This window comes from Flavobacterium subsaxonicum WB 4.1-42 = DSM 21790 (assembly GCF_000422725.1).
GTDB lineage: Bacteria > Bacteroidota > Bacteroidia > Flavobacteriales > Flavobacteriaceae > Flavobacterium > Flavobacterium subsaxonicum.
In genome coordinates, this window is the sequence record NZ_AUGP01000017.1 from 551,960 (window position 1) to 565,908 (window position 13,949).

Annotated in this window: 11 protein-coding genes; 7 read left to right on the plus strand and 4 right to left on the minus strand. The window is 42.0% G+C overall.

The window, feature by feature from the left end; translation table 11 throughout:
- Positions 1–31: 31 nt before the first annotated feature.
- The 5 genes from surE to G509_RS21480 all read left to right on the plus strand — a co-directional run bounded on the left by surE (position 32) and on the right by G509_RS21480 (position 5,373).
- On the plus strand, positions 32–811 hold the full coding sequence (surE, locus tag G509_RS0105380) for a 5'/3'-nucleotidase SurE (RefSeq protein ID WP_026990592.1): 780 nt from the start codon (positions 32–34) through the stop codon (positions 809–811).
- On the plus strand, positions 812–1,342 hold the full coding sequence (locus G509_RS0105385; RefSeq protein ID WP_026990593.1) for a GNAT family N-acetyltransferase: 531 nt from the start codon (positions 812–814) through the stop codon (positions 1,340–1,342).
- 38 nt (positions 1,343–1,380) lie between these two features.
- The gene (gene lpxB / locus G509_RS0105390) at positions 1,381–2,493 is read left to right on the plus strand and encodes a lipid-A-disaccharide synthase (RefSeq protein ID WP_026990594.1); all 1,113 of its coding nucleotides are present in this window, start codon (positions 1,381–1,383) and stop codon (positions 2,491–2,493) included.
- A gap of 75 nt (positions 2,494–2,568) precedes the next feature.
- Complete coding sequence (locus G509_RS22750) at positions 2,569–3,321, plus strand: C40 family peptidase (RefSeq protein ID WP_131450703.1); 753 nt, start codon at positions 2,569–2,571, stop codon at positions 3,319–3,321.
- Between the two features lie 30 nt (positions 3,322–3,351).
- A complete protein-coding gene (locus G509_RS21480; RefSeq protein ID WP_051199955.1) occupies positions 3,352–5,373 on the plus strand; it encodes a ComEC/Rec2 family competence protein in 2,022 nt (673 codons plus the stop codon).
- Positions 5,374–5,377: 4 nt separating this feature from the next.
- Here the strand turns inward: G509_RS21480 and G509_RS0105405 are convergent, their stop codons facing one another.
- The 4 genes from G509_RS0105405 to G509_RS0105420 are packed head-to-tail and all read right to left on the minus strand — an operon-like array spanning position 5,378 to position 11,487.
- Positions 5,378–5,842 (minus strand): thioredoxin family protein, encoded by a 465-nt coding sequence (locus G509_RS0105405; protein ID WP_026990595.1) that lies wholly within the window; start codon positions 5,840–5,842, stop codon positions 5,378–5,380.
- A 46-nt stretch (positions 5,843–5,888) separates the two neighbouring features.
- Positions 5,889–7,658 (minus strand): peptide MFS transporter, encoded by a 1,770-nt coding sequence (locus tag G509_RS0105410; protein ID WP_026990596.1) that lies wholly within the window; start codon positions 7,656–7,658, stop codon positions 5,889–5,891.
- 26 nt (positions 7,659–7,684) lie between these two features.
- Positions 7,685–9,313, minus strand: a complete 1,629-nt coding sequence (locus G509_RS0105415) for a peptide MFS transporter (RefSeq protein ID WP_026990597.1) — start codon at positions 9,311–9,313, stop codon at positions 7,685–7,687.
- Positions 9,313–11,487, minus strand: a complete 2,175-nt coding sequence (locus tag G509_RS0105420) for a S9 family peptidase (RefSeq protein ID WP_026990598.1) — start codon at positions 11,485–11,487, stop codon at positions 9,313–9,315. Before G509_RS0105420 ends, G509_RS0105415 begins: the two co-directional genes overlap by 1 nt.
- Before the next feature lie 164 nt (positions 11,488–11,651).
- On the opposite strand from G509_RS0105420, the gene G509_RS0105425 reads away from it, so the two are divergent.
- Both G509_RS0105425 and G509_RS0105430 read left to right on the plus strand, forming a co-directional pair.
- Entirely contained in the window at positions 11,652–13,004 is a 1,353-nt protein-coding gene (locus G509_RS0105425) for a hydroxymethylglutaryl-CoA reductase, degradative (RefSeq protein WP_026990599.1), read from the plus strand.
- A complete protein-coding gene (locus tag G509_RS0105430) occupies positions 12,982–13,893 on the plus strand; it encodes a GYDIA family GHMP kinase (protein ID WP_026990600.1) in 912 nt (303 codons plus the stop codon). Before G509_RS0105425 ends, G509_RS0105430 begins: the two co-directional genes overlap by 23 nt.
- Positions 13,894–13,949 lie beyond the last annotated feature (56 nt).

The window sequence follows — 13,949 nt, forward strand, 5'->3', positions numbered from 1 at the left end:
AGTACAATACTTATTTTGATTTTGCTAAACAATGAAGAAAAAACCCTTAATACTTGTAACCAACGACGATGGCGTTACAGCCCCCGGAATCAGGGCGCTTATTGCCGTTATGAAACAGTTGGGAGACGTAGTTGTAGTAGCGCCCGATAGCCCGCAAAGTGCCACCGGACACGCTATAACTATAAACAACACACTCTATATTAACAAGATAGACATAGACCCGGATATTGAAACCGAATACAGTTGCAGCGGTACGCCCGTAGACTGCGTAAAGTTTGCCGTTAACGAGATACTGCACCGCAAGCCCGTTTTGTGCGTTAGCGGTGTTAACCACGGCTCTAATAGTTCTATTAATGTAATTTACAGCGGCACCATGAGCGCAGCGGTCGAGGCCGGTATAGAGGGCATACCCGCCATTGGTTTTTCACTTTTGGATTACAACTGGGATGCCGATTTTGAACCCGCCAAGCCGTTTATAAAAAAAATTACCGAAGAGGTTTTAGCCAACGGCCTGCCAGATGGTGTTATACTGAATGTAAATATACCCAAACTTCCACAAAAGGAGATTAAGGGCATTAAGGTGTGCCGGCAGGCCAAAGCTATGTGGCAGGAAAAGTTTGATAAGCGCACCAACCCAATGGGCCGCGACTACTACTGGCTTACCGGCAAATTTGTGAATATGGATAAGGGCGAAGATACCGACGAATGGGCACTGGCCAACGGTTATGTATCTGTAGTACCCGTTCAGTTTGACCTTACCGCCCACCATGCCATACAGGGTTTAAATGGCTGGGGAATGAATGAGGAGTAGATGATGACCGATACACCCCTTTTTGAAACCAACCGCCTTAAAGCCATCAGGTATTCTGTAGAAAGGCTTGATGAGATGCATGCTATTTATCAGGATGCCGACATTATTAAATACACCACTACCGATGGCAAGCCAAAATCTAAAGAGCAACTGTTAAAAGGGATAGAGCTATATAATACCATGTATTCTGAAACCACTAATTCGCGTGGCAAATGGCTGCTTGTAGAAAAAGCCACTAATGCCGTTATTGGCTACGTGGGTAGTTTTTATATTGACGAAATTGATAAGACTGAGCTTTCCTACGCTTTACTTAAACAGTATCGCGGCCAGGGTTATGCCTCCGAAGCTTTAGAAGCTCTGAAAGATTATGCTTTAGATGCTTTAAAGCTTACAGAAATCTGCTCGCTTATACGCCCTGACAATACAGCTTCAGAAAAAGTAGCCCAAAGCGTTGGCATGATCTATACGGAAGATGTAAATGTTTGGGGATTTGATTTTAAGATGTACTTAGCAGGCAAAAGTTTATCCTAAAATTAAAAACCTTATTTTTGCCCTATAAAGTATCGTACATGAAATACTACATTATTGCAGGCGAAGCCAGCGGCGACCTGCACGGCGCTAACCTTATGAAGGAACTTTTTAAGAAAGACCCAATGGCAGAGATTCGCTTTTGGGGCGGCGACCTGATGCAGCAAACTGGCGGCACACTGGTTAAGCATTACCGCGACCTGGCTTTTATGGGCTTTGCCGAAGTGGTACAAAACCTTAAGACCATACTTAACAACATTAAGATTTGCAAAGAAGACATTTTGGCTTTTAAGCCCGATGTGCTTATTTTTATAGATTACCCCGGCTTTAATATGCGCATTGCAAAATGGGCTAAGCCGCTTGGCTTTAAAATGCACTATTATATATCGCCGCAAATTTGGGCGTGGAAAGAAAGCCGCATTAAAGCCATTAAGCGCGATGTAGACCACATGTACATTATACTGCCGTTTGAAAAGGAGTTTTACGAGCAAAAACACAATTTTGCCGTAGAGTTTGTAGGCCACCCATTAATTGATGCCATCCATAACCGCAAGGCTGCCGATAAAGAGCAGTTTAGAAAGGATAATAATTTGGATGACAGGCCTGTTATTGCCCTGCTGCCCGGCAGCCGCAAACAGGAAATTGCAAAAATGCTTAGCCTTATGCTATCGGTGGTAGACGATTTTGCTGATTACCAGTTTGTAATTGCAGGGGCACCCTCTCAGGATTATTCGTTTTACAAACAGTTTTTAACTAACGAGCGTGTTCACTTTATTTCTAACCAAACCTACGACCTTTTAAGCATTGCCCATGCTGCTTTGGTAACTTCGGGCACAGCCACTTTAGAGACCGCACTTTTTAAAGTTCCGGAGGTGGTTTGCTACAAAGGCGGATGGATATCCTACCAGATAGCTAAACGCATAATTACGCTAAAATACATCTCTTTGGTTAACCTGATTATGGACAAAGAGGTGGTAAAAGAGCTTATTCAGGAAGAGCTGAACAAAAAAAATATCAAAACAGAACTCACAAAAATTTTAACACCCCAATATCGCGAAAACCTCCTGAAACAGTACGATTTACTGGAAAAAAAATTAGGCGGAAAAGGGGCCAGCGAGAAAACCGCAGCGTTAATAATCAAACATTTAACATAGTTTCTTAAAATTTATATAAAAGTAATTCGTTATATTTGTCAAAACACACTGTCGAATTTGATAAAAGAAAACGTTTTGAGAAAACTCCATATACTACCCTTTATACTGATTGCCTTTACCACTTTTTCGGTCTCGGCGCAAATAGTAACCTCAAAAAAAGAGGCTCAAAAACAAGGGACTTACACTTACGCAGAAAACAAAGTTTCAACTCCGGCACAAGCTGTTGCAGCCCAAAAAGCAGAAACCAAAGTTTTATTTTTAGACAACGATGTTGTAGTTGTTAATGATGATCAGCCTGCGAAAGCAAAAAGCACAAAAAGTAAAGGAGGCCCAAACAAAACCGAAGCTCCGGTTACTGCAAAAAGCAAGAAAAAACGTTTTGTTGTTAGCGATACCCCAGATCCCGACTACGTTCCTACCCCGTTTGAAAATTATTTTGCCACACAAATAGTAAATAATGCCATGCAGTTTGAAGGCGTTAGGTACAGAGGCGGAGGCACAACACCTGCCGGCATGGATTGCAGCGGTATGGTTTATGCCACTTTTCAGATTTTTGATGTTACACTTCCAAGAAGTTCTGCCGATATGGCTGCCAATGCCGGCCGAGAAGTAGAGCTTAAAGACGTTAAAAAAGGCGACCTGCTGTTTTTTGACAATAACCCACGCAGAAAAAGAATAAACCATGTTGGCCTTGTAACAGAAGTTACCGAAGATGGCGAGATAAAATTTATCCATGCCTCTACAAGCCAGGGTGTAATGGTATCGTCTATGAGCGAGCCTTATAACTCACGCACATTTATTCAGGCAAACAGGGTTATAGAAGACTAAATCACAACTATTTCGATATCCTGATGTAGCATGACGGTATTGAAATATCCTGTTATTCCCTTCACACTTTTTATTGCACTGGGCATTCTTGCCGGTTATTATTTACAGCCCGGCTTACCCCTGTTATACAGTATATGTTTTATTGCGCTACTGCTACTTGCAGCAACTTATTTTAAGGCCAATAAAACACTTATCCCTAAGCCATATTTTGGCTTTGCCGCAATTCTGTTCGCTTTTATTGCCGGCATGGGGTTACAGCAATTGCACTACAGCCCCAATTACATAACGCATTATTCGCATTTTTTAAAGCCGGATGCTACTCCCGTTATTAAGGGCGTAATAACAGAGCGCTTAAAACCCAACGAATTTTCTGAAAAGTATTATTTTGAGGTTGAGGCTATTGATAAGCAATTGGCCACAGGCAGATTGTTAATTACAGTACCAAAAGACTCCGTTAATAAACTGCTGCATGCCGGCGATGTACTTTTTATTGCCGATGAACCCCAACCCATAACTCCGGCACTAAACCCCTATCAGTTTGATTATGCCGTTTACATGCAAAAGCAGGATGTTTTTCATCAGCTTAAGCTGAAAAATAATTATGTAAAGGCTGGAATCCGGGCAGATTTTAACCACCACATACAAAACTTCCGCGCTAGGCTAATTAGTAGTTTTGCCATACACAACTACAGCGCACAGACCATGAATATCATCAATGCCCTGCTGTTTGGGCAGCGGCAGGACATGGATAAAGAAACCGCCGATAGCTACACCAATGCAGGCGTAGTACACATACTGGCAATATCGGGGCTGCATTTTAGCCTGCTTTTCTTCGCCCTTAATTGGATGTTGGGTCCGCTAAAAAGGCTCAGGCACTGCTATATACTGCACTTTACAATAATCGTTGCGCTCATGTGGTTTTTTGCGCTTATTACAGGCTTATCGGCATCGGTAGTGCGTGCGGTGGTAATGTTCAGTTTTGTGCTAACAGGAACACTGATAAACCGAAAGGCAAACATTTACAATTCACTCGCCGTATCTATGCTGGTATTACTGTTAGCAAAGCCCAACTTTTTGTTCGATGCCGGTTTTCAGCTTAGCTACATCGCGGTGTTTGCTATAGTGTGGCTACAAAACATATACAATAAACTTGGGCGTTCTAAATATTGGATCGTGAACTTTGGGCGCGATACCGTAGCCATATCGCTTATAGCGCAAATTGGTGTGCTGCCACTTAGCCTGTATTATTTCAACCAGTTTCCATTATTATTTTTAGTGGCGAATGTAATTGTGATTCCCCTATCCAACATAATTTTAGGTTTGGGGATACTTACCCTATTACTCAACTTTATTTTTCCACCCCTCGCTATATGGGTCGGCAAACTGTTAGAATTACTAATCGTGATGATGAATGGCTTTATAAAATGGGTTGCCTCATTTCAGAGCCTTCTATTAAAAGATATTCCCTTTACCCTACTCCTAAATCTCGCCTTGTATTTAACGCTTGTAATGGCCGTATTATGGCTTTATAAGCAAAGCTACAAGCGCACCGCGGCGTTGTTGTGCACCGTATTGCTATTTCAGCTGACTTATATGGCTACGGCATGGCAGGCAAAGCACCGCGAAGAGTTGGTTGTCTTTCATAATTACAACAACACACTTGTAGCTCAAAAAAACGCCAATACGGTGACTGTTATGAGTAATGATAGCCTTGCTACCATCAGCCCTGCCATAAAAGCCTACAGCAAAGGCAGCTTTAATCCGGCAATAAAAACAATGCCGTTGCAGAATCTACTTTGGTACAAAGGGCATACCATTTTAATTATAGACAGTTCGGCAGCCTACTTGCCAAATGTAAAACCCGAAGTGTTGTTGCTTACGCAATCGCCTAAACTTAACCTGGAGCGCGTATTACAGCAACTGCAGCCCAAACAAGTAATTGCCGATGCCACCAACTACAAAACCTACATTGCCCGTTGGGAGGCTACCTGCCAAAAACAAAAAATCCCTTTTTATGCAACGCACAAAAAGGGATCTTATATTTTGAGATAAAGTCTTAGCTTTTTTTGATAATCTTGTTGGCACCATCCAGCCAGGCCGATGGCCCGCCTGCAACATAACCGGTACTGCCCATAGCATCGAATGCTATTTTGCCATCGGCATTTTTAGAGCCTTTGGCAAACCAAACCGTTGGATAGCCTTTTACTTTAAAGAAAGCATTAAGCTGCGCGTTCTGGTTTTTAATCTCCGGTGTTTGCGCTGCCCTTCTTGGGAAATCCAATTCAACCAGAATTACATTTTCTTTGGCCCATTTAGCAAACTCAGGAGTTTGCAGCACCTCTTTTTGCAGCTTCATGCACCAGCCACACCAATCGCTGCCCGTAAAAAACATCAGGATAGGCTTTTTAGACGTTTCAGAGAGACTAACGGCTTTGGCAATATCTGTATGCCACTCCAGTTGCTGCGCCTGCATGCTAAGTGCGCTAAAGGCAACAAACAAAATTAAAATAGCTTTCTTCATAATCGTAATAAATTTAAAAACGGTAAACCAAAAACAGTGCCGAATATTAGTGTACGCCGTGCATTAGTCGTTTAAGCAATGGTGTTAACGCCATAATTATTAAACCTAATGCTATAGGTATAATAGCAAATATAAGGAAAAACGTGCTCATAGAATACTGCGCCGTAATTTCGTCGATCTTACCGCCCATAGTACCGGCAATTTTGTTACCAATTGCAATAGCCAGGTACCAGATACCAAACATAATGGCTATCATTCTGCCCGGAACCAGCTTACTTACGTAAGATAAACCCACAGGAGAGATACAAAGCTCACCCATTGTATGGAAGAAATAAGCCAGTACCAACCATATCATACTAACCGATGCTACTTTGGCACCCGCAGGTATGGAGCTTGCCCCATAAGCTAACACAGCAAAACCAATACCAAGCAATATCATGCCATAACCGTTTTTAAAGGTAGCGAACGGGTTGTATTTACTTTCCCAAACCTTAGACACCAATGGCGCAAAAGTAATAATGAAAAGCGAGTTTAACACCCCAAACCATGTAGCCGGAACTTCTGATTTTTCTTCATAATACTGCGCTTTAAGCATATAAATTACAATTATCCAAATAATAACAAACCCAAGGGCCAATATAATATTACCTAACGCATATTTTTTGAATGTTTGAGAAAACAACCTGAAAAGCACATAGGTTATAAGCCCAAGCGGGATTATGGTAATTAATGTATTTACAACATTAAAGATAAGTTTAGCATTGCCTTCTAACACCCTTGCAGTATAATCTTTTGCAAAAATGGTCATAGAGCCACCGGCCTGCTCAAACGCTGCCCAAAAGAACATGGTTATAACCGCCAGTATAATAATGGCAACCATCCTGTCTTTAAGTATCGAAGTATATTGCGATATCCTTTTTATTAAGATGAATAGAAACAAAACGAGTGCAGTTATAATAGCAAAGTTAGAACCGCTAAGGCTGCCTACCGTAAACGGAAACGCATTGTACTCGCCATTAGAAATTGCCTCAAGAGGGTCGTTTATAATCCACGTTAACCCAATAATCGATACCAAACCTATTATAAACAGGTCAAATTTAGAGAACGGATTTCTTGTAGCCTCTTCCGGCTTCTCGTCAACATCTACTTTATCTTCAACAGGCTTTAGGCCTATATCGCCAAAAATATTCTGGGTAAAGTAAAACTGTAGCATACCTACAAACATAAAGATGCCAGCTAAACCAAAACCATAGCTCCAGCCCCAATCCGGGCTTTCGCCAATGTAACCGCAAAGTAGCATCCCTAAAAAGGCACCTGCATTTACGCCCATGTAAAAAATGGTATAAGCACCATCTTTTTTCTCAGGGTGGTTTTTGTACATGTGTGCAACAATAGATGTCATGTTAGGTTTAAAGAAACCATTACCAATAACAAGCAGTACCAAACCAAGGTACATAAAAAAGTGGTGTACCTCAATGGCCATACTAAGGTGGCCCAGCGTCATTAACACCGCACCCACAACCACAGCCCAACGGTAGCCAATAATCCTGTCAGCAATATAGCCACCTAAAATAGGCGTTAAATAAGCCAGAGAAGTATAAGAACCATAAATAGCAAGGGCATGTTCACGTGGCCATCCCCAACCGGGGTTATCGCCAATTAAAGATGATGTTAAAAAAAGCACCAATAAGGCACGCATCCCGTAGTACGAAAAACGCTCCCACATCTCGGTAAAAAACAAAACGAACAATCCGGCCGGATGCCCTAAAACATTCGATTTAAAGAAGTCGTTGTTAGACGCTGTAGTTGTAGACATATATAAAATTAGTTGTATTTTTAAATTTACTTAACTTCCTGCATTAGCTTGCGCACCAGCGGAGAAATTACAATTAGCACCACACCTGCAATAAGGGCGTAAATGGCCAGTTGATAATACCCATCGGTATACGTTATAAGCTTTTGCTGAAGCGAATCGCCCTCGCTGCCATTAGTAGACAATCCTGCCCCTAATATACCCGCAACGTACTGCCCGTAGGCACTTGCCAAAAACCACATACCCATCATAACGCCCTGTAGCCTTTGCGGCGAAAGTTTTGTCATGATCGATAAGCCAATTGGCGAAAGGCAAAGCTCGCCAAATGTAATTATAAAATAAGCAACCACAAAAACATCAAGGCTTGCAATGCCCGATGCCACTTCGAAAAAACGTGTGGTGTAAAACGTGTAAAAACCTCCGGCAAGAAATATAAAACCTAAGCCGAATTTAATTACCGTATTAGGCTCTATTTTCTTTTTAGCCATAGCCAGCCATACAAGGCCAACAATAGGTGCAAAAATAATTACAAATACCGAGTTGGCTGCATTGTTAACCCCGTTAGGGTCTAAGGTAACTGCTCCTGCAACAATATTGTCAAGGTTTTTTGCAGCAAAAATGCTCAGTGAACCACCGCTCTGCTCAAAAAACGCCCAAAATACAATAGAGAACACTATAAATATAAGGGCTGCAATAAGTTTCTTGCTTTCTTCCCAAGTGTGCTTGGTCATTTCGTAACCCAGATATACAAGCGTAAGCGGACCTATGGTGTACATAAAATAATCCGTATACTCTGTTTTGGCAACCATAGCCATAATAACGGGTATTAATGCTAAAGTAAGCGCATATACAGCATATTCGTACCAACTTTTACCGCTGTTTACGGTTACTACCACTTTACCCGGTGCTTCCGGCTTAACGGTTCCAAAACTGTCCGTTTCTATAACGCTCTTAACGTTGCCGTCTTCGCTTTTAAATGGCGATAAGCCAATTGGGCCTAATGTTTTTTGTGTGAAGATAAACGTAACAAGGCTAATGGTCATTACCAGGCCGGCAAGCCCAAAAGCAACATTCCAGGTATATTGCTCCGGAATAAAGCTTGTAAACAACTGCCCTTTACCTATGGCAATACAGGCATAGCCTCCTAAAAGGGCACCAATGTTAATACCCGAGTAAAAAAGTGAGAAACCGGCATCTCTCCTGGCATCGCCCCTTTTGTATAAAGAGCCCACCATGGTAGAAATATTTGGTTTAAAGAAACCGGTACCAATTACCGTAAAACTTATCCCTAAAAAGAAATTACTTTCCGGAAACGGGTCGAACGCCAATATGGCGCTACCAATTATCATTAAAAAACCACCCCAAAAAAGCGATTTCCTGAAACCTAATATCTTATCGGCAAACAAACCGCCTATAAACGTAAAGGCATATACAAAGGCTTGCGTAGCACCATACTGAAGGTTGGCCTGGCTTTCGCTCATGTGTCCGCCAACCTCTAATATAAGGTGTGTTATCATAAAGTAGGTAAGTACCCCCCTCATGCCGTAAAAACAAAAACGCTCCCACATTTCAGAGAAAAACAATCCCCATAATTGTTTAGGATACTTGCCCTCGAAATTTTGTATATCCTCTAAGGTTACCGCAGTAGTTTTGCTCATTATAGTTTATCTTTAATAAAGTTGGTCATTTTTGTGTATAGCTGCAGCCTTGTGGCACCGCCATAAATACCGTGGTTCTTGTCGGGGTAAATAGCCCAGTCAAACTGTTTGTTGGCCTGTACAAGTGCTTCAACCATTAGCATGGTGTTTTGCACGTGTACGTTATCATCGGCACTGCCGTGTACCAATAAATACGAGCCCTTAAGTTTAGATGCGTGGTTTATAGGCGAGTTTTCATCATAGCCCGATGCATTTTCCTGTGGGGTTTGCATGTATCTTTCGGTATAAACCGAATCGTAAAAACGCCAGTTGGTAACCGGTGCCACAGCAATTGCCATTTTAAACACATCGGCACCTTTTAAAATGCAGTTGCTGCTCATAAAACCACCATAGCTCCAGCCCCAGATGCCAATACGGGCAGGGTCTACGTAAGCATATTTGCCAATAACTTTAGCAGCATCTATCTGGTCTTCCACCTCAAATTTACCAAGTTCTTTATAAGTTACTTTTTTAAAGGCAGCACCTTTAAAACCGGTACCGCGCCCATCTACACAGGCAATAATATAACCCTCCTGAGATAGCATGTAAAACCAGTAATCATCGGTATCATTCCATGAGTTAGTTACCTGCTGCGAGCCAGGCCCACTGTATTGGTACATTAAAACCGGATATTTTTTAGAAGGATCAAAATTGGCTGGCTTAATAAACCATGCATTCAGTTCGTTACCTTTTTCTGTAGTAATGGTGGTAAATTCCTTAACGGGAATTGCATAATTAGCCAGTTTGGTTTTAAGGTCGTTGTTATTAGCAATTTCTTTAACCTGGTTGCCATCTTTAGCACTATTTAAAGTATAAGTAGTTGGCTGCTTTGCACTCGAAAACGCATTGATAAACAAATCGAAATTGGGGCTAAACGTAGCGTTGCTTGTACCAACCTGATTGGTTAGCCTTACCTTATTTTTTCCGTTAAGGTTAATACGGTATACATCGCGGTTTATTGAACCGTTTTCTACCGACTGGTAAAAAATATTGCCTGTTTTATCGTCAAAACCGTAGTAAGCCGTTACTTCCCAGTTGCCTTTTGTAATCTGGTCCAGCAGCTTGCCTGCTTTACTGTAGTGATAAATATGGTTATAACCGTCTTTTTCGCTCGTCCAGATAAAACTGTTATCATTTAAAAAAGTAAGGTTATCAGTAATATCAACATAAGCCTTATCCTGCTCGTTAAGCACCACTTTTGCAACGCCGCTGTTAGCATCAACAAAAATAAGGTCGAGGTTATTCTGGTGGCGGTTTAGTACCTGAACGCTCAATGCCTGGGCATCGTTGGTCCATTTTATCCTTGGGATGTAGAAATCTGAATAATTGCCCAGTTTGATCTCTTTAGTAGTACCGGCCTTTACATCATATATATGTAACGATACGGTTGAGTTTTTCTCACCTGCTTTAGGATATTTAAAAGTTTGCGGGTCGGGGTACAAGCCATTGTTGTACACCTCCATGGTAAATTCCGGCACGGCAGTTTCATCAAACCTGATGAAGGCAATTTTATCTCCGGCAGCATTCCAGTCGTAAGCCCTTACAAAAGCAAACTCCTCTTCGTAAACCCAGTCGGTAATACCATTAATAACACTATTCTTTTTACCATCCTTTGTAAACTGTTTAGTAGCTTTAGTGGCAATATCATACACATATAAGTTATTGCCTTTACCGTAAGCCACTTTGGTGCCATCGGCAGAAAATGTGGGTTCTTGCACCTTATCTTCCGATAATTTTACAAGGGTTTTGGCAGCAATATCATAAATATAAAAATCGGCCAGGAACGAATGCCTGAATATGCGATCTGAATTGGATGCTATAAGAAGTTTCTTTTCGTCGGGGCTAAAGGTATAACTGTCGATTCCCTGTGCCAGTTCTTTAAAGTTTTTGGTATCTATCAGCGTACCTACCTTATTAAGGGTGGCAAAATCGTACAGGTCTACCTGGTTGGATCTTGATGCCCGGTTGGTATTTAGCACCGTATATTGGTTGGTGTTTGCCATAGACTGAAGATCGTCCATGCCTTTTGCGCGGAATGCGCCGCTCCAAATTTCCTGAAGCGTTATTTTTTGCTGTGCCACAGCGGGCATTGCAGCCAATAAAAACAATAAAATCGACTTTTTGATGTATTTCATTTTGCAGTTCGTAAAAAACTCCCAATTTTAGTAAATTTTTATGAATTAAGCACGGTTTTTTTCGTTAAATGCGTCGCACTATTTTTAGGGCGGTATATAATTATTGGCAAATGCCGCATGTATAGCCTATCTTTGCAGCTCACTATTATTTTAAGGCACTGGAAATGAGTAGAGCAATAGCGGGGTTTAGTAAACTTAGCAAAGAACAAAAAATAGATTGGCTGGCTAACGAATATTTTAAAAGTCCGGAGGAGACTTCGGCTTTATTAAGAAAATACTGGAATACCGATGATGTGCTGCAAAAACTGCACGACGAGTTTATAGAAAATACCATCTCTAATTTTTACCTTCCGTTGGGCATTGCCCCAAATTTTACTATTAATGGCCGCGAATATACCATACCTATGGCTATCGAAGAAAGCTCTGTGGTAGCAGCAGCTTCTAAATCGGCTAAGTTCTGGGCTACACGTGGTGGCTTTAAAGCTACCGTGCTTGATACCGAAAAAATTGGCCAGGTGCATTTTATGTATACCGGCGATGCCGAAAAACTGACTACTTTTTTTGAAGCTACCAAACAGGAATTTTTTACCGATACCGAGACTATTACCAAAAACATGCAAAAGCGTGGCGGCGGTATTTTAAATATCGAACTTAGAGACAAGACCGCCCTTATACCCAATTACTACCAGCTGCACGCTACTTTTGAAACCGTAGACAGTATGGGTGCCAACTTTATAAACTCGTGCCTGGAGCAGTTTTCTAAAACCTTACGGGAAGAAGCGCTTTTGTACAATGCCTTTACCGAAGACGAGAAAAACATACATGTGGTTATGAGCATACTCTCTAACTATGTACCCAATTGTGTGGTACGCGCTGAGGTATCATGCCCTATTGAAGACCTTAACGAAGACAAAAATATTAGCCCCGAAGAGTTTGCCAACAAATTTATAAATGCGGTTAAAATTGCCGAAGTTGAGCCGTATCGTGCCGTTACGCACAATAAAGGTATTATGAATGGCATCGACTCTGTTGTAGTAGCTACCGGTAACGACTTTAGGGCCGTGGAAGCCGGCGTGCATGCATACGCTGCCCGCAACGGGCAGTACAGTAGCCTTTCGCACGCTAAAATAGAGCATGGCATTTTTACCTTTTGGTTAGATGTGCCATTGGCTTTAGGCACTGTAGGCGGACTAACAACGCTTCACCCGCTGGTTAAATTTTCTTTAGAGATGCTGGGCTATCCATCTGCGCAGGAACTGATGCAGATTGTAGCCGTGGCCGGACTGGCGCAAAATTTTGCGGCATTACGATCGCTTACCACTACAGGCATACAGCAGGGCCACATGAAAATGCACCTTATGAACATCCTTAACCAGCTTGAAGCTACCGATAACGAGAAGCAACAGGCCGTTAAGCATTTTGAGAAAAACACAGTGAGCCATTCGGCTGCAGCCGATTTTGTAAACCATTTGCGAACCATAGACCCTACCCGCATTGAAGAAGACTTTTTACAGTAACGGCAAACTGCTTATTACCGCAGAATATACCGTGCTGGATGGCGCGAAGGCACTGGCATTGCCCACAAAATTCGGGCAGTCGTTAGCGGTTGAGCCGAACGATAGCAACACTATAAACTGGACAAGCTATGATGCCGATGGCTCTGTTTGGTTCGATGAGGCATTGCCCATTGAAGCCATCATTTTAAATCAGCCACACACAGATAAACCCGAAGTTATTACCCTTATAAACATACTGCACAAGGCACATTTGGCTAACCCTGCCCTGCTTCAAAATAAAGAAGGCTTAACGGTTAGCACGCATCTTACCTTCCCGAGGCATTGGGGTTTGGGCACATCGTCTACACTCATTAATAATATTGCGCAATGGTTCGGTATTAATGCGTATACCCTGCTTGCCGAAAGTTTTGGCGGCAGTGGATATGACATTGCCTGTGCACAGCATAACACCCCGGTTATTTATCAAATAAAAGACAGCCTGCCGGTTGTTAGCCCTGTTAGTTTTAACCCGGCATTTATAAGTAACATTTGGTTTGTGTATCTTAACCAAAAGCAAAACAGCCGCGAGGCCATTGCCGCCTACAGGGAGCACCGTAAAGACATTGCGCCCATAATTACACGTATTGATGCTCTTACTAACGATGCGTTGCTTGCGGGCGACCTACAGGCCTTTGCATCGGCGTTAGAAAAGCACGAGGCACTTATGGCCGGCGTATTAGGGATAGCCCCCGTTCAGGAAAAGCTTTTCCCTGACTTTAAAGGCGTAGTAAAAAGCCTTGGTGCCTGGGGTGGCGATTTTGTTATGGCTGTAGCCGAAGAAAATCCAACAGCCCACTTTACAGATAAAGGCTATACTACAATTATAGCATATAGCGATATGATATTATAGCAATACCCCCTCCACACCTAATATAAATATCACGAATTATTATAAAACAAAACGTC